The organism is Paraburkholderia kururiensis, from assembly GCF_034424375.1.
Classification (GTDB): Bacteria; Pseudomonadota; Gammaproteobacteria; order Burkholderiales; family Burkholderiaceae; genus Paraburkholderia; species Paraburkholderia kururiensis_A.
The window spans coordinates 439101-465124 of record NZ_CP139965.1; the positions used below are offsets into that span (position 1 = coordinate 439101).

Consider the following 26024-nt stretch of genomic DNA (forward strand, 5'->3'; position numbering starts at 1 on the left):
CCTCCACGCGGCACGTCAGACCGCGGCACCCGGCTGAAAGCCGGCGTCGATCTCGACCCGCGACAGGTGCGCGACCGTGTTGACGAGCGTCTTGCCCGCCACGGCCATCGCAATCGCCACCGCCGCACGACGATCGAAACCCGCCGCCTTCAGCGCGTTGACGTCGCTATCCGATACCTGCGTGCGCTTCGACGCGATGGCCGTCGCAAACTGACGCACGGCCTCAAGCTTCGGATCGGCGAGCACGCTACCGCTGCGCAGTGCATCGACCACGTCCGCCGATGCGCCGAGTTTGCCGGCGAGCGTCGCATGAACGGCCACGCCATAGTCGGCGGCATTCGCACTGCTTGCCGCGGCCATGGCGACCTGCTGCGCCACCGCATCGAGCGAAGTTGTACCGAGCGAATGGAGCCAGGCCAGGTATGCGGAGAGCACCGGCGGCTCGACCGCGAGGGCATGGCCGAGATTGGGCACGAAACCAAACACGCCGCGCATGGCGTCGAATAGCGGCCTGGTTTCATCCGACGCCGGCACGTCATTCAGTGCACCGAACAATGCCGGCCCTTGTGCAACGTCGAGTGTCCGCGCGAAGAATGCCCGAATGATGCCGGCCACTTCGTCCAGATGCGATTCGAGGGGGAAGTGCCCAGCCTCGATGAAACGCACCTCCGCATCGGGAATGTCGCGCCGGAACGCTTCAGCCCCTGCCGGCAGGAAGAACGGATCGTTCCGGCCCCACACGGCGAGCGTCGGCGGACGATGCGTGCGGAAATATTCATGGAAGCGCGGATAGGCGGCGACGTTCGCCTTGTAGTCGCCGAACAGGTCGAGCTGGATCTCGTCGTTGCCCGCGCGATCGAGAAAATGCTGGTCGAGCGTGTAGCTCTCCGGCGCGATATGCGACGTATCGGCCTCGCCGTGTTCGTACTGGAACCGCGTGGTTCCTGCCGCCAGCAGGCTGCGCAACTGCGCACGGTTGGCATCGGACGGTTCTTCCCAATAGGCGCGTATCGGGTTCCACCCTTCGCTCAGACCTTCCTCATAGGCGTTGCCGTTCTGCGAGACGAGCGCGGACACGCGGTCAGGGCGCGACGCTGCGAGGCGAAAGCCCACCGGCGCGCCGTAGTCGAACACGTACAACGCGTAGCGCGTCAGGCCGATCGTATCGGTGAAGCTTTCGATCACTTCGGCGAGGTGGTCGAAGGTATAGCCGAACGTCTTCGCGTCCGGTGCATCCGAAAAACCGAAACCGGGCAGATCCGGCGCGATCACGCGGTACTTGTCGGCCAGACGGTCGATCAGCCCGCGGTACTGATGGCTCGAAGTCGGGAAACCGTGCAGCAGCAGCACGGCAGGCGCGTCCTTCTGCCCCGCTTCGCGGTAGAACAGGTTGACGGCGGTGCCGGTGCGGCGGTCGGCGACGGAAACGGTTTGATACGTGGCGAGCGTGGACATCGAGTTCTCCTGGATCACGGAAAGAGGCGTCGGTCTGAATCGACTGCGCGAATTCACTGTACCGAACGATCGGTACAGTAGTAGGTGAAGATGCGCATGTCAAGGATTGATTTATGGATCATGGCGCCTTACCCTTTCCGTCTGTACCGAACGATCAGTTTTTTTGAAGAGGCAAAAGAACCATGGCCACCGCTCAGGCATCGAAGGACGAAATCATCGACCGGCTGTTCACAGTGTTCAGGGACCGCGGGTTCGAGGGGGCATCGATTACCGATCTGTCGAGCGCAACCGGCCTCGGCAAATCGAGCCTCTATCACCATTTCCCCGAGGGGAAGCAACAGATGGCCGAGGCGGTACTGGAGCGCGCAACGGCGATGATCGATAGCGAAATCCTGGGCGCGGCACGGTCGGCCGGCGCGTTGAGAACCCGCATCCGCAAGATCGTGGCGGCACTGGACCAGCTCTACCTGGGTGGACGCACGCCGTGCCTGCTCGGTCAACTCGCGACATCGGACATCGGCACGGTTGCGAAGCAGGGTCTGCTACAGGCGTTTTCGCACTGGATCGACGCGATCGAAGCGCTGGCGCGTGAAAGCGGCATGTCGCCGGTACGGGCGCGGCATTTCGCGGAAGACTGGGTGGCGCGCCTGCAAGGGGCACTCATTCTGCAGGCTGCAAACGGGGATATCGGACCGTACAAGCGCGCGATGGCCGCATTGACCGAACTCGCAAAGGACAGCACCGATCGCACGTCCGAATAGATCGATGTGCGGCGATCCGCGTATCACCTTAAAAGCGTTCCGACCGACCACGCGCACATGACAAGTCGCGCATGGTCGGAACGGAGCCATCAACCATCGATCCTGGAGGGGCGAACGCCGATGCCGATACCGGTGCCCGCTCCATCCGGACTTCAGGCCGCCTGGCGAGCGCGGGTCCGAAGCGGCGGGAACGTCGCGTCGATGTCGGTCTTGAACGTGTTGTTGAACAGATTGGTGATAAAGCTGAACGCCGTTTCGGCGACGATGTCCACGATCTGTTCGTCGGTGTAACCCGCAGCACGCACGGCTTCGACATCCGCGTCCTCGATGTGACCGCGCGACGTCGCGACCTTGTAGGCGAACTGCAGCGCGACGTCGGCCTTGGCATCGGTCGAATGGCCGTCGCGGTTGAGTTCCATGTCTTCCGGCGTGAGACCTTGCAGCTTCGCGCCCAGATACGTGTGCGCCGACAGGCAATAGTTGCAGCCGTTCACCTCGGCCGTCATCACGTGGATGCGTTCGCGGGTCTTGTGACCGAGGCTCTTGCCGAGCGTCCCGTGCATGTCGGCGATCGCTTTCAGGGCGTCGGGCGATTGCGAGATCAGCGCGAAGAAGTTCGGAATCACGCCGAGCACTTTTTCGTAGTTCGCGAGGATCGGTTGCGCTTTGGCGGGTGCGGCTTCTTTCGAGGGAATGGGAAGGCGGGCCATGAGATTTCTCCGTTGATCCGAGCCACTGTGGCTTCGGTAGGAGGCATAGTAGGGACTTCCGCTCAAAACAATAATTGGCTATTTTCGAGAACCGACCTTCCATACGGCGAAAGTATGGTTCGACGGCAAAAAAGAGGATTCGACGCAGCGACCACGCATCAGGCCTGACCGAGCGCCGACATGGCGGACCGTAACCGGTCGGCAGCGAAATCGAGAAAGACCCGCATCTTGAGCGGCAACAGTCCGCGCTCACCGTGGATGAGGCTCACCGGAATCGACTGGACATCGAACTTCCGCAGGACGTGGACAAGCGCCCCTGCGCCCAGCGCGGCATCGCAGTGGTAGCGGTAGACCCTCGTGAAACCCGTGTGGCGAAGCGCGGCCTGCACGGCAGCCTCGGCCGTGGTCACCGCGAGCCGCGGCTGGATCTTGACGTCGAAATCGCGTCTGGTTGCAGGATCGCGGAACCACCAGGCAGTGGTGGAGGGGCCGGCAAAGACGACACACGGAAGCCTTTCCAGGTCACCGGGGTGTTTCGGTACGCCGTGCGCGGCCAGCAGGTCCGGCGAAGCGCACACCAGCGTATCCATCGTGCCGACCCGCGTGGCGATCATGTTGCTGTCCGGCAGGGTGCCAATGCGGACCGCCATATCGACGTGGTCGTCGTAGAGATGAAGATTGCGGTCGGAGAGAAGCAGGCGGACGTTGATCTCGGGATAGGCCGCGAGAAAGTCCGTGACGATGGGCAACATGTACATATCGCCGAACAGTACGGGCGCAGTGAGAACCAACTCTCCGCGTGGGGTGGTGTACTCGCCGGCCGCGGCGCGTTCGACTTCCTCGATGTCCTGCATGATGCGTTTGATCGACCCGACGTAAGCCTCGCCCGCATCGGTCAAAGTCAGCTTGCGCGTCGACCGATGCAGCAATTTTGTGCCGAGATACGCTTCGAGTTCGGTGACCTTCCGGCTCACGGTCGGAAGCGGCATATTCAACGCCTTCGCGGCCGCCGTGAGACTACCTTTTTCGATCGTGAGCAGCACGATCGACATGGCTTCGAGTCTGTCCACCTGATCTTCCATTCAATGAAATGTGGCGGCGAACAGGCAACATAACATCGTTACCAATGAAACATCGTCGGCGATGTACGTCCCGCCGCCGAAAGACGGCCGGCGCGCGGTGTCGCGGCGCTATCGTACGGCGGCAGCCGGCCGACAAAAAAACTCGTGGCCCAACCTACCTCACCAACCGAAACGCCGACACCGCGTCCTTCATCGACTGCGCCTGCTGCTCCAGCGAACTGGCCGCTGCGGCGGCCTCTTCCACGAGCGCCGCGTTTTGCTGCGTCACCTGGTCCATCTGGCCCACGGCGAGGCCTACCTGCTCGATGCCGGCGGTCTGCTCGGACGTGGCCGTGGTGATTTCGCTCATGATGGTGGCCACGTTGCGCACGGCGTCCACGATCTCGTTCATCGTCTGACCGGCCTGCGTGACGAGGTCGTTGCCGTTGCGCACGTCGTCCATGGATTGGGCGATCAGCGTCTTGATCTCCTGCGCGGCCTTCGCGCTGCGCTGCGCGAGCGCCCGCACTTCGCCTGCCACCACCGCGAAGCCGCGTCCCTGTTCGCCCGCGCGTGCGGACTCCACGGCCGCGTTCAACGCGAGAATGTTGGTCTGAAACGCGATGCTGTCGATCATGCCCGTGATCTCGGCGATCTTCTGCGAGCTGCCGCTGATGTCGCTCATGGTGCGCACCGCGCGGCCCACCACGTCGCCGCCGCGCTGTGCGAGGTCGGCGGCGCCCGTGGCGAGCGCGCTCGCCTGCGACGCGTTGCCGGCGTTCTGCTTCACCGTGGAGGTCAGTTGCTCCATGCTGGCCGCCGTCTCTTCGAGCGACGCCGATTGCTGCTCGGTGCGGCTCGACAGATCGAGATTGCCCGCCGCGATCTCGCGCGCGGCGCGGTGAATCTCCTCGCAGCTGTCGCGCACGCCGGCCACGGTATGCGAGAGGCCCGACTGCATGCGCAGCATCGCGGCGAACAGCTGGCCGATCTCGCTGCGGCCGGCCTCGGGCACGCGCACGGTCAGGTCGTTGGATGCCATGCGGTCCAGCAGCCCCGCGGCCTCGGCCAGTGGCGCGCACACCGTGCGCCGCAACGCGAAGTGCGTCACCACGATGAGCACAAGCGCGAGGCCCACGCCCACGAACACCATGCCGACAATCCACTGGTAGGTCACGTTGCCTTGCGCGAGCGTGTCCTGCGAAAGCTGGTTGGCGAGGCGCTGAAACTTCTCGACGCTCGCCGAATACGCCGCGCCCGCCGGCGTGATCTCGCGGCCGTTGATGTCGGCATAGGCGGCCGTGTCGCCGTTGCGCAGCGCGTCGGAAGCACGCGCGAGCACCGCGGCAAGCTGCGTGGACGAATCCACGAGCTGCTGCTTCAACTCGTCAGGCACGCCTTCGATAGCCGGCGCCTGACGCAGCGCCTGCGTTTCCGCGGCGGAAAGGTCGAAGGTCTTCTTCGCGCTTTGCAGCGCCGAATCGCGCGTGGCGGTGTCCTTCTGCTCCTTGAGCGCGGAGTAGGCCCGAACCATCGCGGCCCGCGTGCGGGTGCTGTCCTTGTAGCCGTCGTTGGCGAGAATCGTCTGGCTCGCAATCTCGTGCAGACGCTGGGCGTTCCCGTTCGCGAGCTTCAACGCGACCACCCCCATCACGCCGCCCACGAGAATCATCGCGCCGAAGATGACGAGTACGACGAGGAGGCTGGTTCGAACCGTTATGTTGCGCATGCCGCGTCAAGTCCTGAAGTTGTCAGATAACTACGTTAACGGCGCAGTTCTTCGGGGCTTGAGCGCGGGGCAAAGGCAAAGGCAGAGGCAGAGGCCGCGCCGCCTCTGCCCGTCGGTCACGCCGGCACGGGCTTGCGCACCATGAGGCCGTAAAAGAGCGCGGCGCAGCCCGCAATCAGGCCGCCGCTCACCAGCGCAATGGCATACGAGCCGGTGTGGTCCACCAGATAGCCCGCCACCACCGGCGAAAACGCGCCACCGAAGTAGCCGCCGAAGTTCTGGATGGACGACACCGACGCCACGAGCGGCGGCGGCGCGATGTCCGCGGCAAGCGCCCACGCGCTGCCGATCATCGCCGCAATGAACGCGAGCCCGAGCGTGGTGGCCACGAGCGTGCCGTTGAGCGAGGCGACGAACGGCATCGCCACGGCGCACGCCGCCGCGCCTATCGCGCAGGTCACCAGCATGGCGCGCTTCGCGCCGATGGGCGTCGCCACGCGTCTGTCCACCAGCTGGCGCGTGAGATAACCGCCCGCAATTTCACCCAGCGCGCCGCCCACCCACGGCACGGCCGCGTACAGCCCGAGCTGCGCGAAGGTCACATGGAAGCGGTCGAGCAGATACAGCGGCAGAAACACGAGAAAGAGATTCCACAACCAGATGGCGCAGAAGTAGCCGAGGATCATGCCCCACACGCTGCGCTGCCTGAAGAGCGCCGACCACGCGCGATGCGAGCCCTGACCCAGCGCGCGTTCGTGGCCGCCGCCGCCCGCCTCGATATGCGCGAATTCGGCGCGCGTAAGCCGCTTGCTCTCGCGCGGATTCCGGTAGAACGCGAGGAACAGCAGCGCGAACACGATGCCGGCCGCGCCCGTCACGTGAAAGAGCGCGCGCCAGCCGAACGCAGCCATGAGCGCGACCAGCAACGCGGGCGCGAGCGCCGGGCCCCACTTCGAGGAGGAATCCCAGATGCCGGTCGCGAAGCTGCGCTCCTTGCCCGGAAACCACACCGACGTGATCTTGGCCGCCGTGGGCCAGCACGGTGCTTCGCCTATGGCGAGCAGCACGCGCATCACGACGAGCCCCGAGAGCGCGCCCACCACGCCGGTCAGGTACGTGGCCACGCTCCACCAGATCATGCCCACGGCGTAGGCGCGTTTGGCGCCGAAGCGGTCCACGATCCAGCCCGCCGGCAGTTGCATGACGGCGTAGGTCCACGCGAATACGGTGCCGAGCAGGCCGATGTCCGTGCGCGTGAGGCCCAGCTCGCGAATCATTTCCGGTGCGGCAATGGAAAGGCTCGCGCGGTCCAGGTAGTTGATGATGCCGCCCACGAGCAGCCAGAAGAGTACTGTCCAGCGCAGGTTCGCAATGCGTCCCGCCGTGGCCGCGGGCTGCGCGGCCGTCATGTTGTCGTCCATTCCGTCTCCAGTTGACGGGCCGTTGTCGTGGGTGCGACGGCCTCGAATAGTAAAACTATATCGACCGAAGAACGCGCTGTGACCGGGGTTTACCCGCAAAAAAGCCGGGGAATGAATGTGCCCGGCGTTTATGTAGTCAGGCTATTTAGTCGGGACATATCGGGCGGCCGCCGAATGGCGTCGGACGGTGCGAAGCCATGTGTTCGCCACGAGGCACCACGCCCCTGTGCCTCGCTTCACGCATAAACCAGCGCCAGCAACTCCCGCCGCGAGGCCACGCCGAGCTTCGCGAACGCACGCCGCGCGTAGGTTTCCACCGTCGACTGCTTGACACCCAGGGTGCGGGCCACCGAGTCCGTGGTCATGCCTTGCAGGAACGCGCGGCACACCGTCGCCTCGCGCGACGAGAGACTCACGCGCTGCCCGGCGAAATACGCGGCAAGCGCATCCGAGCCTGAGGCGCGAGCCGGCGCGGTGCCTTGTGCCGCGTCCGGCATGCGGCCATGCAACGCCGCCAGCGGCAACAGCAGGTGACCCAGTTGCCGCAGCACGCTCAGCTCGCGAATCGAAAACGCCGGAAGCCGTCGCGAGCGGCACACCGAGATCAGATAGCTTTCGCCCTGCGTGGTACGTGTGAGCATGCACTCGTCGTGAATGTCGCCCGCGTCGTAGACCTTGTGGCGCAGTTCGCCGTCTTCTATGCCGTACACGGAGATCTGCGTGAGCGTGATGTCTTCGCCGCGCTCCTGTCGCATGACGGCCTTGTCGCGCTGCACGAAGCGGTCAAAGTAGATCTGCATGATGCGGCGGATGTCGTCGGGACGCGTGCCGTGGCTGCCGATCCAGTCCACCTCGAAGGCGGGCGAATCGGCGCTGCTGCGCTCCAGATGCAGCGCGTCGCAGTCCACGAAACGCACCACGCACTCGTACAGGCTCGCCACGAACTGCGGCGTGCCGACCGCGCACAGCACGGGCGCGAGCGCGTCCACCATGTTCACGAGCTGCGGCAGTTCGGGCAGGCGCGGCAGCGCAATGGGGGAGGCGGTGGGGGAATCGGTGTCCCGCGCGTCGGCGCAATTCATAGGAATGCCTCTTGATCCAGCGTTGTTTCGCGCATGCATACCACGACAAAAACGGGGCGCCTATGAGGACGCCGCCCGAGAAGGCATGTCGGCCCATGACGTCTGTCCCCCCGTGACGGGGACAGACGTGCCTTTTTCGCGTTCGTACACTGCATTCAACGGTCAAGCACACCGTCAAACACGCAGCCGGTCAACGCGGGATGGAGAAAAAAGTGAAAGCAAGAAATCTGTTCGGAGTGCGCTTCAAAACGGTCGCACTGGCGCTCACCGCCACGCTCTGCGCGGGCGCCCATGCCGAGCCCGAAGTCGTCAACGTCTACAACTGGGGCAACTCTATCGGCAAGGAAACCGTTGCCAACTTCGAGAAGGCGACCGGCATCCACGTGGTCTATCAGGAGTTCGACAGCAACGAAACGCTGCAGGCGAAGCTGCTCTCGGGCAACTCCGGTTACGACGTGGTGGTGCCGTCCGACGCGTTCTGGGCGAAGCAGTTGCAGGCCGGCGTCTATCGTCCCATCGATCGAACGAAGCTGCCCAACTCCACGCTGCTCGACCCCAGGCTCATGGCCATGCTCACCGCGGCCGACCCTGGCAACCGCTACGGCATTCCCTGGACGTGGGGTACGGACGGCCTCGGCATCAACGTGGAGCGCGTAAAGGCGGCGCTCGGCAAAGACGCGCCGCTCGACAGCCTCGCGCTGCTGTTCGATCCGGCCAATGCCGCGAAGCTCAAGCACTGCGGCATCTCGCTGCTCGATTCGCCGCGCGACATGTTCGGCGCCGCGCTCATGTACATGCACCGCGACCCGAACAGCACCAATCCGCGCGACTACCAGGATGCACTCGCAGTACTCAAGGCGATTCGCCCTTACGTCTCGCAGTTCAGCACCGGCAGCTACATCTCGGACCTCTCGGGCGGCGACGTATGCATTGCGTTCGGCTGGTCCGGCGACGTCAATGTCGCACGGCGCGCCGCGCTCGACTCGCATCGCACGTACCACATCCAGTACGTGCTACCAAAGGAAGGCAGCCCCATCTGGTTCGACGTGATGGCCATTCCGAAAGACGCGCCGCATCCCGAGGCCGCGCTCAAGTGGATCAACTTCGTGATCTCCGAGCAGGAGAGCGCGAACCTGACCAACGACACGTCGTATCCCACCGCCGTGCCGTCCGCGAACCGACTCGTGCCGCACGAGGTATTGGCCGACCCCGCCGTGTTCCCCACGGCAGAGCGGTTTGCGCAGCTGCAACCGGTCAAGCCGCTGCCCACGGAACTCAACCGCCTCATCACGCGGCTCTGGCAGCAGTACAAGGCCGACTAGCGACGCTCGCCTGACCCGAGGCGCCTCGCGCTGACAACACGACAAACAGCGCCTCAGCCACTTCCGCTTCCCCGCCTTCCCTTTGCCGCTTGCGCCAGCACGCGGCCAGGGCTGGCTCGTCTCGACGGTTCGCTTTTACGGTTCATTTCTACGGGACTTCTTACCGTGAAACTCAAGGCAATGGCACTCATGGCCGCCCTCGCGTTCGAGGGCACGGCATACGCGGCGGGCACAGGCAACGCCGCCGGCAAGGCAGACAAGCTCGACGCGGCGCTCAGCGCATTGCGCGCACAGATCGCCGAACTACAGGCCGAGGTGAAAACGCTCAAGGCCGAGCAGCGCGCGAGCCAATCGAGGCCGAATACGCACGGCGAGGCTGCGGCAACGGCGGAGGCGCCTGCGGCTTCGGCAAACGCAGCGCCCGCAGCGGGACAGCCCGCACCGCTCTCCTCCGAATCCGCCGCCATGCTCACGAACGACGACGTGCGACAGATGCGCGAGCAGGTCAACAACCTCTCGCTGAAAACCGACGCGCTCGAAGACGCCGCCACGCACGGTCCCATCGCCGGGCTGAGCGTGACGGGCTACATCGACCCGGTCTACCTCTACAACCGTGCGCGCGGCGCAGGCAGCTTCCAGTTCCTGAACCACAACGCGGGCGTCTACGACTACTACGAAAGCACGATCGGCGACGTCTATCTCGACATCAAGAAGACCTTCGGCGTGGGGCCGCTCGCGCCTGCCGCGGAACTCGTGATCGAGCCGAATCGCGGTGCCGGCAATGGCCTCACCAACGAGCGCGGCGGCGTGGGCAACAACATCGTGACGCAGGCCGACGCCACCGTGCCGCTCAATTCGCTCACCACGCTCGTGGCGGGCCTCGTGCCGAGCCCCATCGGTTACGAGTTCCAGCCGTCGAACCAGATGGTCACGCTCACGCATAACCTGCTGTTCGACTTCAGCGAGCCCGGCAGCATTCTCGGCGTGGGCGTAAAGGGCAACAACGCCACCATGACGCGCTTCTGGCAAGTGTTCATCGCCAACGAACAGTTGCACACGGCGGGCACCGTGGCATCCGGCCCGAACAACACGTCGCACAGCAACTGGCTGCCTTCGCTCGTGGTGCGCTACGACAGCGTGCCGTCCACGGCGCTCGACATCGGCGTGGCCGGCATGTACGGCCGCAGCACGCTGCTCTCGCCGTGCGCGAGCGGCTACGGCTACCAATGCTCCTCGTCGTCGCCGTTCGGGATGATGCGTTACATCGAAACCGATCTCACCTACACGCGCGACAAGCTGCAACTCAACGCGCAGCTCGACTACGGCGAGCAGCAAAAGGGCGCATGGAACGGCGGCACCGCGCGCTGGTACGGCTTGTCGCTACAGGGCCACCGCAAGTGGACGAGCGCGTGGCTGGGCCACATGGGCGCGACGCTGCGCTTCGACTATCTCGACAACTCCGCCAACGGCGGCGGCGCGCCGAACATTGCGTACGGGCTCTCCGGGTCCGTGCCGTCCGTGAACCCGACGAGCGGCTTCGGCCTCGACCCGGCGTGCTGGCGCGCCTCCACGACAAACGGCACGGAGTGCAAGGGTGCGCGCCGCTACGACCTCACCGCGGACCTGCTGTTCTACCCCACCGATCAGATCACCGTGAAGCTCGAATACCGTCACGACCAGGCCAACCACCCCGTGTTCCTGATGAACGACGGCAGCTATTCACGCAGCAACGATCTGCTCGCCGCGCAGTTTCTCTATTCGTTCTGATTTGCCCCGAGTGCCACTGCTTATGACCTTCGTTTCCGAACTCGACGCCACAGGCTCCCGCTATCGCGATCACACCTTCTACAACGCCGCCGTCTACACGGGCGGCACCCATCCGCGCTACGTGGACTGCATGGTGACGCGCGCGGGCCGCGTGGCCTGGGTGGGCGAGCATGCGCAGTTGCCCGACGCGTTTCGCGGCGGCGCGGCCACCGACCTGCGCGGCCGCATGGTGGTGCCGTCTTTCACGGATTCGCATGCGCATCCGGTAGATGGTTTCCAGCTGACCTGCGACGCCGACCTGGGCGGCATCCAGACCTTCGACGGCATCCGCGCAGCCGTGCAGCATTGCGCGCAGACGCATCCGCAACGCGCGTGGGTGGCGGCGGGCAACGTCGTGCTGGAAGTGCTCGGCGAGCAATCGAACCGTGAAGCGCTGGACGCGATGGTGCCCGACCGTCCGTTGCTGCTGATCAGCTACGACGTGCATTCCGGTTGCCTCAACACGGCGGCGCTGCGCCTGCTCGGCATCGACGCTTCGACGCCGGACCCCGAGGGCGGCATCTATGGTCGCGCCGCAAACGGCGAGCCGAATGGACTCGTGCATGAAGCCGCGCTGTACCGGCTCTTCCCGCATCTGCCCCAAATGAGTCCGGTGGAATCCGCAGCGGCATTGCGCAAGGCATTGCAGCAGGCGCATCGCTTCGGCGTGACAGGATGGTTCGACGCGATGGTGGGTCAACGTCTCGTCGACGCTTATAAGCGTGCCGACGACGCTGGCGAACTGCTCGCGCACGTGAGCCTCGGCCTGCTCGTGTCGCCCACGCTGGCACTCGCGCCGCAGATCGAGAAGATGCAGCACTGGCGTGCGTCCTGCTCAACGGACCGCGTGCGCGCCCACACCGCGAAGATCTTCATCGATGGCGTGCTGGAAAGCCATACCGCGGCGCTGCTCGAGCCCTACGCCGACGTACCGCACGCAGGCGAAGCGCATTGGGCGCCCGCGCAGTTGCGCGAAGCGGTGTTCGCCGCCGACGCAGCGGGCTTCGATCTGCACTTCCACACGGTGGGCGACCGCGCGGTGCGTATGGCGCTCGACGCACTCGATGCGCTCAATCGGGAGCGCGGCCCAGCCCATCTGCGCGACCGTCGCGCGCAGCTCGCACACGTGCAGTTGATCGATCCAGACGACGTGCCGCGCTTTCGCGAGACGGGCGCGATTGCGTCCATCCAGGCCGTCTGGGCCAACATGGAGCCCGCGTTGCGGCAGCTTTATACATCGCTGCTCGGCGATGCGCGCATGGAGCGCCAGTACGTGTTCGCGGAATTGCAGCGCGCGGGGGCGATGCTCTCAGGCGGTTCGGACTGGCCAGTCTCCACGCAGAATCCGCTCGTGGCCTTCGAAAGCGCCATGCGGCGCGCAAGCATCGGCGACTCGCAAGCCGCCGCGCTTCTGCCTGATCAGTGCGTCGACCTCGAGACGATGTTGCAGGCCCACACGTACCACGCGGCGTTCAGCCTGCGTGTGGACGACGCGCTCGGCACGCTGGCCGCGGGGCGGCCGGCGTCGTTTGCGGTGCTGGAACACGACCTGCGCACGGTGGCGCCGCACGAAGTCGCGCAGGTTGAAGTGGCGATGACGGTGTTCGAAGGCGAAGCCGTTTACGGCGCACTGCCTACATGATCGCCCCCAACTGCCACGGCACGAACTCGTTCTGTCCGTACCCGTGCAGTTCGCTCTTCGTGCGCTGGCCGGAGGCCGTCGCGAGCATCAGCCGGAAGATTTCTTCGCCGGCCTGATCGACGGTCTGTTCGCCGTCCAGAATGCGGCCGCAGTTCACGTCGATGTCCTCTTCCTGGCGCTGCCACAGCGTGCTGTTGGTGCCCAGTTTCAGCGAGGGCGACGGCGCGCATCCATAGGCCGAGCCGCGTCCGGTCGTAAAGCAGATGAGGTTCGCGCCGCCCGCCACCTGGCCCGTGGCGGAGACGGGGTCGTAGCCCGGCGTGTCCATGAACACGAGGCCATGCGCACGCACGGCTTCCGCGTATTCGTAGGTTTCGACCAGCCGCGTCGTGCCGCCCTTGGCCACGGCGCCCAACGACTTTTCGAGGATCGTGGTGAGCCCGCCCGCCTTGTTGCCCGCCGACGGATTGTTGTTCATGTTCGCGTTGAGCCGCGCGCAATACGCTTCCCACCAGCGCACGCGCGTAATCAGCTTCTTGCCGACTTCGCGCGAGATGGCGCGGCGCGTGAGCAGATGCTCGGCACCGTAGATTTCCGGTGTCTCCGAAAGAATGGCCGTGCCGCCGTGCGCGACGAGCCGGTCCACAGCCGCGCCCAACGCGGGGTTCGCCGTGATGCCCGAATAGCCGTCTGAGCCGCCGCATTGCAGGCCCACCATCAGATGCTTCGCCTCCACGGGCTCGCGCGTCACGCGGTTCGCATCCGCGAGCAGCGCCTGCACCTGTTCGATGCCCGCCGCCACGGTGCGCGCCGTGCCACCCGTCTGCTGGATGGTCAGCGTGCGCAGCCGTGCGCCGCGCTCCAGATGCTCGGACGCGACGAGCCCGTCGATCTGGTTCGTCTCGCAGCCCAGTCCTACGATCAGCACCGCGTAGAAGTTCGGATGCCGCGCGTAGCCGGCCAGCGTGCGGCGCAGTACGACGAGCGGCTCGCCTTCGGCGTCCAGCGCGCAGCCCTGGCCGTGCGTGAGCGCCACCACGCCGTCCACGTTCGGATAGCGTTCGAGCGCTTCGGGATGAATGTCGCGGCGGAAGTGGTCGGCAATGGCGCGCGCCACCGTGGCCGAGCAGTTCACAGAAGTCAGGATACCGATGTAATTGCGCGTGGCCACACGGCCGTCGTCGCGACGAATGCCGAGGAACGTGGCGGGTTGCGCGGCCATCGCGGTTTCGTGCGCTTCTTCGCCGTAAGCGTAGTCGCGCTCGAAGTTGCCCATCGAAAGGTTGTGCGTGTGCACGTGTTCGCCGCGGCGAATCGGCTTGCTCGCGAAGCCGATGATCTGGCCGTAGCGGCGCACCGGCGCGCCCGCGCTCACGTCGCGCAGCGCGACCTTGTGGCCCGGCGGAATCAGCCCCGCCACGTTGCCGTCGTCGTCCAGCCGCGTGCCGGGCATCAGTTGTTCGCGCGCAATCGCCACGTCGTCGCGTGCGTCGAGCAGAATCAGCGCCTTCGACAGATTGCGAGGCGCAGCCATTTCAGAGGTCGTCATGACCGGTCTCCATAAGTCGCCGCGCCGCGCACGCCGACATAAAGCGAATACAGCGACGTGCTCGCCGCAATGAACAGGCGGTTGCGATTCGGGCCGCCGAACACGAGGTTCGCTACCGTTTCGGGCACGAAAATCTTGCCGAGCAGCGTGCCGTCCGGCGCGTAGCAATGAATGCCGTCCTCTGCGCTGGTCCAGACGTTGCCGTGCTCGTCCACGCGCATGCCGTCGGGCACGCCGGGCGCCACGTCGACGAAGACGCGCCCATTGCGTAGCGTGCCGTGCGCGTCCACGTCGAATACGCGAATGTGATGCGGGCCGCCTTCGATATGCGACGAACCCGAATCCGCCACATAGAGCCGCGTTTCGTCGGGCGAGAACGCGAGGCCGTTGGGCTTGGCGAAGTCGTCGGCAACGGGCGTCACCGCGCCGTTGTCGGGCGACACGCGATACACGTTGCAGTTGCCGATCTCACTTGGCGCGCGGTAGCCCTCGTAGTCGCTCAGAATGCCGTAGTCCGGGTCGGTGAACCATATCGAGCCGTCCGAGCGCACGATCACGTCGTTCGGCGAATTGAGCCGCTTGCCTTCGTAGCGGTCCGCAATCACGGTGATGCGACCGTCGTGCTCGGTACGCGTGACGCGCCGCGTACCGTGCTCGCAGGTGACGAGGCGGCCTTCGCGGTCCAGCGTGTTGCCGTTGCTGAAGTTGGAGCATGCGCGAAACACGCCCACGCCTGCGCCGGGCACCCAGCGCAGCATGCGGTTGTTCGGAATGTCGCTCCACGCGAGGAATTCGGCCGCGGGAAACCAGACCGGCCCTTCGGCCCACATGCAGCCGCCCGCGAGTTTTTCGAACTGCGCGTTCGGTTGCAGTAGCGCCCGGAAGCGGGCGTCGTGGACTTCATATTCGTTGGGTTGCATGGTTGGACCCTCGTTCTGTCGTTCTATAGCCAAGGCAGGACTGCGTGCAAAAGATGGCGGCTAACGTGCGGGCCGGCCGCCCGCCAGCGCCACCACCGCGATGATCAGCAGCCCGTAGACCACCGAGCGCACGCCGGCACCGGCGCCCAGCGCATTGAGCATGGCGTTGGTGAGGAACAGGAACATCGAGGCGCCCCACACGCCCGCCACGGATGCGCGGCCGCCCGTCACGAGTGTGCCGCCGATCACCACCACCGCGACCGAAATCAGCATGTACTCCACGCCCATGTCGAGCGCCGCGCCGCCCGACACGGCCGCCAGCAGCAGCCCCGTGAGCGCGGCGAACGTGGCGCACAACACGTACGTGAGGCAGCGCACGCGCTCCACCTTCACGCCCGCAAGCCAGGCCGCGCGCGCGTTTTGCCCGAGCGCCGAGAGGCTGCGGCCGAACACCGTGCGATAGAGCAACAGCGCGAGCACGATCGAAACCGCGAGCACGAGCCACGCGATATCCGGCAAGCCGACGAAGCGATCGTGCGAGAACGCCTGCAGCGCGGGCGGCGGAGGCGGCATGCCGCGGCTTTGCGTGATTGCCACCGACTGCACGATGAAGCTCGACGAGAGCGTCGCGATGATGGGCGGAATGCGCAGCAAGCGGATCAGCAGATAGTTCGCAAGACCGATCAGCACGCCCACGGCAAGCGCCACGCCGATGCCCGCCGCGATCATGCTGTCCTGGCTCTTCATGACCTGCACGCCCACCACGCCGCTCAACGCGATGGCCGACGGAATCGAAAGATCGACGTTGCCGGGCCCCGCCGTGATGACGAGCATCTGCCCGAGGCCCACGAACACCATGAAGATGGCGAACACGAGCGCCGTCTGCACGACGTTGCCTGCAATGCCGAAGCCGAACACGCCCGCGGTGACGAGCCACACGAGCACCGCGCCCACCACGGACCAGAGCCACGGCGCCTGCGAAGGCCTGAAGCGCGCAGCAAGCTGCGAGAGCGGCGTGCCCGCACTGGGCTCATGGCGTTCGTGCTGATGAACGGCGGGCACGGCCTTCACCTCGCGGCGGGTTTCGTGGGCGCCGCTCATTGCTCGCCTCCCCGTTGTTGCAGCAGCACGCGCAACGAGAGCACGACGATCAGAATCGCGCCCTGCACGGCGATCTGCCAGTCCGACGACACGTTGAGAAAGGCGAGGAACGACGCCGCGAGCGTGAGTGTCACGGCCCCCAGCACCGCGCCGATCACGGACACGCGACCGCCCACGAATTCGCCGCCGCCGAGGATCACGGCGGCAATGGACATCAGCGTGTAGCGCAACGCGAGGTTCGCATCGGCCGACGTGGTGAGCCCGAGCAGACACAGCCCCGAAAGCACGCCGAAGAGCGCCGCCACCGCATAGAGCGTGGCCTTGCTGCGCACGAGCGACCAGCCGAAGCGGCTCATGGCGCGCGGATTGCCGCCCGCGCCGCGCAAACGCACGCCCACCGAAGAACGCATCAGGAGCAGATGCCCCACCACGGCAATCACCGTGGACCACAGAATGGGCGCGGCAACGAGCGGCGTCTGGTAGCCCATCACGCTGCTGATCCACGCCGGGCTCGTGCCGCCCGGCGAAGGCAGCAGCAACACGGCCAGCCCGTTCCAGACGAACGAGAGGCCGAGCGTGACGACGATGGACGGAATCTGGCGCATCTCCACGAGCGCGCCCACGGCGGCATAGAGCACCACGCAGCCCGCGAGCGCCGCCACGCCGACGAGCGGCTGGTTCACGAGCAACGTGGCGCCGATGCACGCGACGAGGCTCACGAATGGGCCAATCGAGAGATCGAGGTCGTTCGCCGTGATGATGGCGAGCTGCGCGAGCGTGGCGAGCACGAGCGGCACGGCCAGGTTCAGCAAGAGCCCCAGGCCGAAGTAGCTGAACGTGGCCGGCTGCAAAAAGAAGATGGGCACGAGCACCGCCACCAGCGAGAACGCGGGCAGCAACGCGCGCAAACGCGCCCGGTCGAGCGTGAGGGTCATGCGTGGGCCTCCTCGAAGCTGGCCGCAAGCAGCGACTGCTCGTCGCATTCGTGCGAGAGCAGCATGCGCGTGATACCGCCTGCGCGAAACACGTAGGTGCGGTCGCAGTAGGCGAATTCGTCGTTCTCGGTGGTGTACCAGATGAACGTGCGGCCGCGCGCGGCTTCGTTGCGCACGAGCTGGTAGATGTCGCGCTTGGTGCCGATATCGACGCCGCGCGTGGGGTCGTCCATGAGAATCAGTTTGGCATCCGAAGCAAGTGCGCGGGCGAACAGCACCTTTTGCTGATTGCCACCCGAAAGCGAAAGAATGTTGGCTTTCATCGGCGCGCCGCGAATGCCGATGCGTTCGCGCCACGCGTCGGCTACGTCCTGTGCGGCGCGTCGGTCGATCACGTTCGCAAGCGACGGCCGCCGCGCCGTGCCATTCTTCATGCGGTCGAGCAGCCAGCGAATGTCGAGGTTCTGCGCGATGGACCACAGCGGAAACACGCCGTCGCGTGCGCGGTCGCCGGCCACGAACGCCACGCGCTCATGGCTTTTCGTCGCCGCTTCGTAGATGGAGAGCAGCGCCTCGCTCTGCCCCTGGCCCGCCAGCCCCGCAAGGCCAATCACCTCGCCGTGCGGGGCTTCGATGCGCCATTGCCGCTGGCCGCCCAGCGCCCAACTATAGGCGCCCGCATCCTGCGCGGCGGCGCTGCGCGCGCCTTGCGCCGCGGCGGCGGCGTCGGGTTCGACGTCCACGTGCTGGCCCATCGCGCGAATGATCGCGTCGTGCGTGATCGACTCGCGCGGCAGCACGGCGGCCACGCGTCCATCGCGCATCACGAGCACGCGGTGCGCGGCTTCGGCAATCTCGCCCAGCATGTGGCTGATGAGAATGGTGGCGATGCCGCGCTCGCCCGCGCGGCGAATGTACGCGAGCAATTGCTGCGCGGTGTGCGCGTCCAGGCTCGAGGTGGGCTCGTCGAGAATCACGAGCTTGACGGGGTCGCCCGTCACCGTGAAAGCGCGCGCAATTTCGACCATCTGGCGCTGCGTGAGCGTGAGGTCGCCGATCAGTTCATGGCCCTTCAACCCGTGGCCCGGAAAGATCGCGTCGAGCTGTTCGCGCATGAGGCGCGTGGCGCGCTTGCGCCAGTCGCCGCCGCGCAGCCCGGGATGCACGATGGTCATGTTTTCCGCCACGCCCAGGTTCGCGCAGAGCGACAGTTCCTGAAACACGCAGCGCACGCCCGCGGCTCGCGCGGCGTTCGGGTCGTAGTGACTCACCGCGCGACCGTCGATGGCGAGGGTGCCCTCTTCGGGCGTGAACACGCCCGTCAGCACGGCCATCAACGTGGACTTGCCCGCGCCGTTGTGGCCGGCAATGCCCACGCACTCGCCCGCGTGAAAATCGAAGCTTACGTTGGAGAGCGCCTTCACGCGTCCGAACGTCTTGCTGATGCCGGCAAGGCGGATCAGCACGTCGGCGTCCGGCGAGGTGGCGTTCGATACAGCTGGATCGTTCAATGCCCGACTCCCTGGTGTCGTGTCTTTCGCGGTGCCCTTTGCAACGTTTTGCGACGTGTTTTGCGATGCCGCGGCGCGCATGACGAACGCTGCGCGCCGCGCTTCACGCCTCACGGCAACCTACTTCGCGTCCACCACCTTGAGCACTTCGTCGCGCGTATAGAGCTTGTTGGCGAGACCGCCTTGCGGCGTCTTCGCGAGCACGCTGTCGAGCTGGTCGGCCTGCACTTCGAGCAGCGGCATCTGGATGTCGTGCGGCAGCTTCTTGCCGGCCAGCAACTGTTGCGCCACCCAGAACGCGAACGTCGAGCAGCCCGGCGGAATGGTGACGGAAAGCGTGTCGTAGTTGCCGGTCTTGCGCTGCGCCGCCCACCACGCGAGTTCTTCCTGGCGGTTGCCCAGAATGATGATGGGCGTGGGACGCCCCGCTTCCTTGATCGCGTTGGCCGCGCCGTAGCCGTCGCCGCCTTGCGCCACGACGCCGTCGATCTTCGGCAGCGTGGGCAGAATGCCGGCCACCTGCTTCTGCGCCACCGTCTGCGTCCAGTCGCCATGCACGGAGCCGACAATCTTGAGGCCCGGGTACTTCTTGAGTTCGTCCACGATGCCGCGATGGATTTCGTCGTCTACCGAAACGCCCGCCAGCCCGCGAATCTCGAGCAGGTTGCCCTTGCCGTTCAGGCGTTTGGCCATGTAGTCCACCTGCATGGAGCCGAGCTTGTGGAAGTCCACGGCAATGCGGTAGGCGCAGGGTTCGGTGGCGATGCCGTCGAACGTGACCACCGTGACGCCGGCTCCGCAGGCCTGCTTGATGACGCCGTTGAGCGCGGTGGGCGAGGCGGCGTCGATGACGATGGCCTTGTAGCCCTGCAGGATCAGGTTCTGGATCTGCTGGGCCTGCTCGGTGGCCTGGTTTTCGGCGGTGGTGAAGGTGGGGGCCGCGGCCACGACGCCGGACTTCACGGCCGGGTCGGCCACCTCGGCCCAGCTTTTCAACATGGTCTGCCGCCAACTGTTGCCCGCGTAGTTGTTGGAAAGCGCGATTTTCATGGACGAGGTGTTGCCGGTGGCGGCCTGCCCGTACGCCATGCCGACGGCGCCGACCATGCAGAGTCCGAGAACTGCTGAAGCGAGTAACGAACGCACTTGCTGTCTCCTTTCTGTTATGTCCGGACACGCGCGGTGCTCCCGTGTGTTGCCCTGTGTTGCCCGCCGCGTTGCCTATGGAGGCTCCGGCGAAGTCTGGCAAGGCCGGCAGCGAATGGGGACGGGGGAAGACGTGGCCGGTGGCGGCGACTGTGCCGATGGCACTAACGGTCGCAGCAGGCAACTAATATACTAGTTGAACGCGTCGCTGTGAGCATTTCCGCGAGCATTTTTTGTCTTCCCACGCCGGCCGCATTACCCTGACCCCATGAAATCAGAACGTAACGATCCGCAGCAGTTCATTGCGCGCGTGCTGCCCGGCAAGCCTGCGCTCGACCGCGCCCAGCCGCTGTCCACGCAAATCTACAAGCTGTTGCGCGAAGCCATTGTGACCATGGCGATCCTGCCGGGGGATGTCGTCTTCGAACGCGCGTTGAGCGAAACGCTGGGCATTTCCCGTACGCCGGTGCGCGAGGCGCTTCAGCAGCTCGCGCGCGAAGAACTCGTGACCATCGCGGCGCAGTCCGGCACGTTCGTCGCGCCGGTGCGCCGCGAGCAGTTCGCCGAAAGCGCCCTGCTGCGGCGCGTGCTGGAAAGCGCGAGCATTCGGCGCGCGGCGGAGCGCATCAGCGACCGCGAGCTGCATCTGCTGCACGACATTCAGGAAATGCACCGGCGCGCGGTGGAACGCGGCGATTCGGTGGAATCGATCCGCCAGGACAATCGCTTTCACACGACGGTGGGCAACGCCGCGCAGTTGCCGAAGGCGCTCCAGCTGATCGAACTGGTGCGTGCGCCCATCGACCGCGTGCGTTACGTCACGGCTCGCGAGCCCGAAGAAGGCGCGCTCACGCTCGCGCAGCACCAGCAGGTCATCGACGCGCTTGTGCGGCACGACGCCGATGCCGCCGAGCGCGCGCTGCTCGCGCATCTCGACGATGCGCTACAGCGCCAGCAGCGCGTGTTCGACGCGCACGTGGATCTGTTCGAAAGCGAGGAATGAAAAAGGGCGGCCTGTGCCGCCCTCGAGCCTGGAAGCACTGCGGGTGCTTCGCAATCCGCCCGCTCTGTGCTTAGCCCCGCACGCCCGCCAGCCTGAACCCGCCCACGGCCTGCGCGAGCTTCTCGGCCTGTTCGCGCAAGAGCGCCGCCGATGCCGCCGACTGCTCCACCAGCGCCGCGTTCTGCTGCGTCGAATGATCGAGCTGCGAAAGCGCCTGGTTGACCTGACCGAGCCCGGTGCTCTGCTCGTTCGTCGCCACGCTGATTTCGCCGATCACGTTCGTGATGCCGCGCACGCCTGCCACGATCTCGTCCATCGTCGTGCCCGCGGTCTGCACGAGGCGCGAACCCGCTTCGATCTTGCCCACCGACGACTCGATCAGCGCCTTGATTTCACGCGCCGCCTGCGCGCTGCGCTGCGCGAGCGCGCGCACTTCGCCGGCCACCACGGCGAAGCCGCGGCCGTGCTCGCTGGCGCGTGCCGCCTCCACCGCCGCATTGAGCGCGAGGATGTTGGTCTGGAAGGCAATGCCGTCGATCACGCCGATGATGTCCGCAATCTCCGTGGAGGCCTGCGTGATCTCGTTCATGGTCGACACGACCTCGCTCACCACCTGGCCGCCGCGCATCGCGACGCCCGAGGCCGACTCCGCGAGCTGGCTCATCTGCGCCACTGCATCCGCGGAGTTGCGCGCGGTGCCGGCAATCTCTTCGAGCGCGGCGGCGGTTTCCTGGAGACTGGACGCCGTGTGCTCGGTGCGGCTCGACAGATCCTGGTTGCCTTGCGCAATCTCGGAACTGGCCACCCGCACCGACTCGGTACTCTCGCGAATCTGCAGCAGCGTCGTGCTGATTTTCGCGTTGAACAGGTTGAAGGCGTGCGCGATCTGCGCGGCTTCGTCGTTGCCTTCTTCGGGCAGACGCTTCGAAAGGTCGCCGCTGCCGCTGCTCACGTCGTTGAGCGCGTCGCGTACGAGCAGGATGCGCCGGAAGGCCGCGTTCGTGAGCGCGCCCACCAGTGCCGCCGCCACCAGCACGACAACGATGATGCACACGAGCGTCGTGGTGGCCACGGCGCGCATGCCGGCCGTGACGTCCGACTTGTCGAGCGCGAGTACGAGTCGCCAATCGGTGCCGGCAATGGGCTCGGCACGCAGCAACTTCGTTGCGCCGTCGATGGTTACTTCGATGGGCGCGTCCGCCGACTGCAGCGAATCGAGCGCCTGGGCCGTGAGGTCCGGCGAAAGGTCGGTGGCCGGCTTCATGATGAGATCGGTCTTGCCGAGGGCCAGCAGATTGCCGTTCTTGTCGACGAGAAACGCCGAACTTGCCGGCGTGGGATGAATGGCGGCCACGATGCCGCTCACGCCTTCCAGCAGCACGCCTGCGGCGATGGCGCCTTTCATCGAACCGTCACGCATGACGGGCGCAACGAACGAGAACGTGGGCTTGCCCGTTACGGCATCGCGATAGATGCTGGTCACGATGGGATGGCCCGCGGCCACCACCTGCTTGTACCAGGGCCGCGCCGTGGGGTCGTAACCGGCCGGCAGCGGCGTGGGCGAGTAAGCCGTCTTGTCGGCCAGACCCAGCGTCACCGCAATGAAACCGCCGGACTGCATGACGAGCCGCAGGGACGGCATCGGGTCGCCGTCGCCCGCGGGCACGGCGTCGGCCAGCACGCCCACCTGCTTCGCGCGGCTTGCGATCCACTGATCGATGGCGAGCGCCTGCCCTGCGAGCGTCGACTTCAGATTCTCGTTGATGGTCTCGTCGTTGTGGTGCTTGACCACGACATAGACAAGACCGCCCGTCATGATGAGCGCCGTGGCGACGATAGCGACACAGGTCGCGAGAATACGCGCTCGAATCGTTGCAAGCATGCTGTGTTTTTCCTATTTTTCGTGACGATGGGTGGCTGACTTCCGGAAACAGATCTCCGGACGGTTTATCGGCACGAAGGAGGAAAAACTTGTGTTTTAAGGCGACGTTGGGTGGATGTAATAAACCGTGAGTAACGGGCGAACTAAGCGAACGCCGGGTTGGCGCCCTCCACCTTGAATGCGCCCACCGTAAGCGCAAGCTGGTTGGCCTGCTCATGCAGCGAGCCGGCGGCCGCGGCAGCCTCTTCCACCAGCGCCGCGTTCTGCTGCGTGACCTGATCCATCTGGCCCATGGCCTGGTTGATCTGCTCGATGCCGAGGCTTTGCTCTTCGCTCGCCGCCGTGATGTTGCCCATGATATCGGTGACGCGCTGCACGCTGTGCAGAATCTCATCCATCGTTGCGCCAGCCTGGGCCACCAGTTCGCCGCCCATGTCCACGTTGGCCACGGAACCGCCGATCAGCTCCTTGATTTCGCGCGCCGCCACCGCGGAGCGTTGCGCGAGGTTGCGCACCTCGCCCGCCACCACCGCGAAGCCGCGCCCGTCTTCGCCCGCGCGCGCCGCTTCCACGGCGGCGTTCAGCGCGAGGATGTTGGTCTGAAACGCGATGCCGTCGATCACGCCGATGATGTCCACCATCTTGCCCGCCGACACCTTGATGTCGTTCATCGTACCCACCACCTGCCGCACGACGGCGCCGCCCTTCACCGCGACCTCCGATGCGGATCGCGCGAGGTGATCGGCCTGCCGCGCGTTGTCCGCGTTCTGCCTCACGGTGCTCGTGAGCTGTTCCATGGAGGCCACCGTCTCTTCGAGCGAACTGGCCTGCTCTTCCGTGCGCGAAGACAGGTCGAGGTTGCCATTCGCGATCTGGCTCGACGCGGAGGCGATGGTGTCCGCGCCGTGATGCACCTTGCGCACGATCTGCTTGAGGCTTTCGTTCATGTCCTTGAGCGAGTGCAGCAGTTGGCCGGTCTCGTCGTTCGTGCGCACGTCGATGTGGCTCGTGAGATCGCCCGAGGCCACCGTGCGTGCAACACGCACCGCCTCGCCCAGCGGATGCGTGATGGACCGCGTGATGGCCCACGCGAAGCCAATGCCCATCAACACGGCGGCCACGCCCAGTTCGACCATCAGATGCCGCGCCGAATCGATGTCTTGCCGGCCACGCGCGGCGCTCGCCTTCACGAGTTGAGTCTGCCAGTCCACCATGTCTTTGATGCGCGCCTGAAGCGTGTCCAGCGCGGGCAGCGTTGCGCCGTTCAACGTCGCGGTAGCTTCATCGCGCTTGCCGTCCTTCAGCAATTGCGCGACCTCGCTGAAGGACTTCACGTAGGCCACACGTGCGACCGTGGTCTGCTCGAGTTGCGCCTTCTCTTCGGGACTCTCCGCCAGCGTGCCGAGCGTATTCAGTGCCTCGGTGATGGCCTTCTTGTTGCCGTCGATGCGTTCGTATATCGCGGCGACCTTGCTTGCGTCCGTCGTGACGAACAGCTCCATGGTGCCGCGCGCGTTCGCTCGCGTGAGCACATCGATGGTATGGGCCGCGTCGGCCTTGACCCATTCGCGGCCCACCAGCCTGTCGTTGATCGTGCCGATGCTCGTCAGCCGCACGAGCCCCACCACGATCAACGCCGTCATGAGCAATAAGACAAAGCCGAAACCCGCGCCAAGGCGCACCCCGATTTTCATATTTCCCAGATACATGCTGAATTCCGCCGTCGTTTCGAAGATGTTCTGTTATTCCGCAACCAGATCTAATCTTTCAATATTGTTGCTGCAACCCGCTTTTCCTTACCCGCCGTTATGCGTGTTATGCGTGTGACTGGAATCCGGAGAAGCGCTCTGCTCCGGATTATTTCAGCGGGAAAGCAGCGCCGATTGACATGAATCAAGCAACGCCGCGCGGCAGAACGCTGCACGCAACCCCGTGAGCTTTGGGATCAGGCGCGATTTTTGAAGCGTCGCGCGCCATGTCGACTGCCGGGGCATATCTCATTTTAAGTCGATGCGGCCCTGAAAAAATAATCGGATATTTCATTGCACGCGCCCTCAAGTTCCAAGATCGACCGCCGTTCTCTACAGCTTTAAGTAAAGCCGCGACGACGACCAAACGGGAAAGGGCCGTCCGGTTATACATCGGCTTCGGGAAGCTGATAAGCGCTATTTTGATAATCGCTTTTCCGGGCCGGCATCGGCGAAGCTGTGCGTTCGGTGAAGCGCACGACCACTACGGTGGGCGAGACCGCCCAAGTGTCGAGCAAATAGAGCAAGGGCATCGATCAGGCCAGCGTGCCAAGGAAAGCACGCCGCGCTGCTTCATGTGTTGATTCGGAAACGATCATTTCCTATAATCGCCGCATGGCTTCCGCTTCCATCTCCTCCGCTTCCTCACGCGGGCCCGGCCGTCCGCGCGAATTCGACATGGCTACGGTGCTCGATGGCGCCGTGCATGTCTTTCGCGAGCGCGGGTATCACGCCACTTCCGTGGGCGATCTGAGCGACGCAACGGGGCTTACCGCAGGCAGTCTTTACAAGGCATTCGGCGACAAGCGCGGCGTCTTTCTCGCGGCCTTCGCGCACTACGTGGACATGCGCAATGCCGCGCTGCGCAAGCTGCTGGACCGGCAACCAAACGGCTACGAAAAGATTCGCGCGATGCTGCACTTCTACGCGCAGTCGTCGCACGGCAGCGAAGGTCGGCGCGGCTGTCTCGTGGTTTCCAGCGCCACGGCGCTCGCCACCTTCGACGACGAAATCGCAGCCCAGGTCGAGGCTGCCATGCGGCGTACCGAAGACCTGCTGCGCCAATTGCTCCGGCAAGGGCAGGAAGACGGCTCGGTCGCGCAGCATATCGACGTAACGGCCGTGGCTCGCGTGCTGCTTGCCGTGCTCCAGGGTTTCCGGTTGATCGGCAAGTCGGGGCGCACGCGCAACGACATGGTGGCTGCAGCCGATCAGGCCCTGAAGCTGCTGACCTGAAATT

The 26024-nt window shown here is 65.4% G+C and carries 20 protein-coding genes; 6 read left to right on the forward strand and 14 right to left on the reverse strand.

The genetic code is table 11. The annotated features are described in order from the left end of the window. Window positions 1–15: 15 nt before the first annotated feature. On the reverse strand, window positions 16–1455 hold the full coding sequence (locus tag U0042_RS02055) for an alpha/beta fold hydrolase (protein ID WP_114809641.1): 1440 nt from the start codon (window positions 1453–1455) through the stop codon (window positions 16–18). Between the two features lie 182 nt (window positions 1456–1637). Between U0042_RS02055 and U0042_RS02060 the strand changes: the two genes are divergently transcribed. Then, window positions 1638–2216 (forward strand): TetR/AcrR family transcriptional regulator, encoded by a 579-nt coding sequence (locus U0042_RS02060; protein ID WP_114809642.1) that lies wholly within the window; start codon window positions 1638–1640, stop codon window positions 2214–2216. 152 nt (window positions 2217–2368) lie between these two features. On the opposite strand, the gene U0042_RS02065 is transcribed toward U0042_RS02060, so the two are convergent. The 5 genes from U0042_RS02065 to U0042_RS02085 form a co-directional block, all read right to left on the reverse strand. Then, window positions 2369–2926 carry a carboxymuconolactone decarboxylase family protein gene (locus tag U0042_RS02065; protein ID WP_114809643.1) on the reverse strand — a complete coding sequence of 186 codons (558 nt, stop codon included), beginning with the start codon at window positions 2924–2926 and terminating at the stop codon, window positions 2369–2371. A 158-nt stretch (window positions 2927–3084) separates the two neighbouring features. After that, window positions 3085–3996: a LysR family transcriptional regulator gene (locus U0042_RS02070; protein WP_114810042.1), complete on the reverse strand. Its 912-nt coding sequence runs from the start codon at window positions 3994–3996 to the stop codon at window positions 3085–3087. A gap of 166 nt (window positions 3997–4162) precedes the next feature. Further along, complete coding sequence (locus U0042_RS02075; protein ID WP_114809644.1) at window positions 4163–5716, reverse strand: methyl-accepting chemotaxis protein; 1554 nt, start codon at window positions 5714–5716, stop codon at window positions 4163–4165. A 116-nt stretch (window positions 5717–5832) separates the two neighbouring features. Beyond that, window positions 5833–7137, reverse strand: coding sequence for an MFS transporter (locus U0042_RS02080; protein ID WP_114809645.1), 1305 nt, complete (start codon window positions 7135–7137; stop codon window positions 5833–5835). Window positions 7138–7373: 236 nt separating this feature from the next. After that, window positions 7374–8219 (reverse strand): helix-turn-helix domain-containing protein, encoded by an 846-nt coding sequence (locus U0042_RS02085; protein ID WP_157977783.1) that lies wholly within the window; start codon window positions 8217–8219, stop codon window positions 7374–7376. A 200-nt stretch (window positions 8220–8419) separates the two neighbouring features. Here U0042_RS02085 and U0042_RS02090 point away from each other — a divergent pair, with 200 nt between their 5' ends. From U0042_RS02090 to U0042_RS02100, 3 genes are all read left to right on the forward strand, one after another. Further along, window positions 8420–9541 carry a polyamine ABC transporter substrate-binding protein gene (locus U0042_RS02090; protein ID WP_114809647.1) on the forward strand — a complete coding sequence of 374 codons (1122 nt, stop codon included), beginning with the start codon at window positions 8420–8422 and terminating at the stop codon, window positions 9539–9541. A 165-nt stretch (window positions 9542–9706) separates the two neighbouring features. Further along, window positions 9707–11308 carry a DUF3138 family protein gene (locus U0042_RS02095; RefSeq protein WP_198665234.1) on the forward strand — a complete coding sequence of 534 codons (1602 nt, stop codon included), beginning with the start codon at window positions 9707–9709 and terminating at the stop codon, window positions 11306–11308. 22 nt (window positions 11309–11330) lie between these two features. Then, entirely contained in the window at window positions 11331–12989 is a 1659-nt protein-coding gene (locus U0042_RS02100) for an amidohydrolase (protein WP_114809649.1), read from the forward strand. On the opposite strand, the gene U0042_RS02105 is transcribed toward U0042_RS02100, so the two are convergent. The 6 genes from U0042_RS02105 to U0042_RS02130 all read right to left on the reverse strand — a co-directional run bounded on the left by U0042_RS02105 (window position 12982) and on the right by U0042_RS02130 (window position 20112). Beyond that, window positions 12982–14538 (reverse strand): altronate dehydratase family protein, encoded by a 1557-nt coding sequence (locus tag U0042_RS02105; RefSeq protein WP_114809650.1) that lies wholly within the window; start codon window positions 14536–14538, stop codon window positions 12982–12984. The genes U0042_RS02100 and U0042_RS02105 overlap by 8 nt on opposite strands. After that, the gene (locus U0042_RS02110) at window positions 14535–15458 is read right to left on the reverse strand and encodes an SMP-30/gluconolactonase/LRE family protein (protein WP_114809651.1); all 924 of its coding nucleotides are present in this window, start codon (window positions 15456–15458) and stop codon (window positions 14535–14537) included. Before U0042_RS02110 ends, U0042_RS02105 begins: the two co-directional genes overlap by 4 nt. Window positions 15459–15518: 60 nt before the next feature. Beyond that, entirely contained in the window at window positions 15519–16559 is a 1041-nt protein-coding gene (locus U0042_RS02115; protein ID WP_114809652.1) for an ABC transporter permease, read from the reverse strand. Continuing rightward, on the reverse strand, window positions 16556–17494 hold the full coding sequence (locus tag U0042_RS02120; protein ID WP_114809653.1) for an ABC transporter permease: 939 nt from the start codon (window positions 17492–17494) through the stop codon (window positions 16556–16558). The genes U0042_RS02115 and U0042_RS02120 overlap by 4 nt, the downstream gene beginning before the upstream one ends. Next, on the reverse strand, window positions 17491–19005 hold the full coding sequence (locus U0042_RS02125) for an ATP-binding cassette domain-containing protein (RefSeq protein ID WP_114810043.1): 1515 nt from the start codon (window positions 19003–19005) through the stop codon (window positions 17491–17493). The genes U0042_RS02120 and U0042_RS02125 overlap by 4 nt, the downstream gene beginning before the upstream one ends. 120 nt (window positions 19006–19125) lie before the next feature. Next, window positions 19126–20112 (reverse strand): ABC transporter substrate-binding protein, encoded by a 987-nt coding sequence (locus U0042_RS02130; RefSeq protein WP_232833255.1) that lies wholly within the window; start codon window positions 20110–20112, stop codon window positions 19126–19128. Window positions 20113–20419: 307 nt separating this feature from the next. On the opposite strand from U0042_RS02130, the gene U0042_RS02135 reads away from it, so the two are divergent. Then, window positions 20420–21154 carry a GntR family transcriptional regulator gene (locus U0042_RS02135; RefSeq protein WP_114809654.1) on the forward strand — a complete coding sequence of 245 codons (735 nt, stop codon included), beginning with the start codon at window positions 20420–20422 and terminating at the stop codon, window positions 21152–21154. Window positions 21155–21224: 70 nt separating this feature from the next. Here the strand turns inward: U0042_RS02135 and U0042_RS02140 are convergent, their stop codons facing one another. Both U0042_RS02140 and U0042_RS02145 read right to left on the reverse strand, forming a co-directional pair. After that, window positions 21225–23036 carry a methyl-accepting chemotaxis protein gene (locus U0042_RS02140; protein ID WP_114809655.1) on the reverse strand — a complete coding sequence of 604 codons (1812 nt, stop codon included), beginning with the start codon at window positions 23034–23036 and terminating at the stop codon, window positions 21225–21227. 143 nt (window positions 23037–23179) lie between these two features. Then, window positions 23180–24745 (reverse strand): methyl-accepting chemotaxis protein, encoded by a 1566-nt coding sequence (locus U0042_RS02145; RefSeq protein ID WP_114809656.1) that lies wholly within the window; start codon window positions 24743–24745, stop codon window positions 23180–23182. Between the two features lie 717 nt (window positions 24746–25462). Between U0042_RS02145 and U0042_RS02150 the strand changes: the two genes are divergently transcribed. Next, window positions 25463–26020 (forward strand): TetR/AcrR family transcriptional regulator, encoded by a 558-nt coding sequence (locus tag U0042_RS02150; protein WP_114810045.1) that lies wholly within the window; start codon window positions 25463–25465, stop codon window positions 26018–26020. Window positions 26021–26024: the final 4 nt, after the last annotated feature.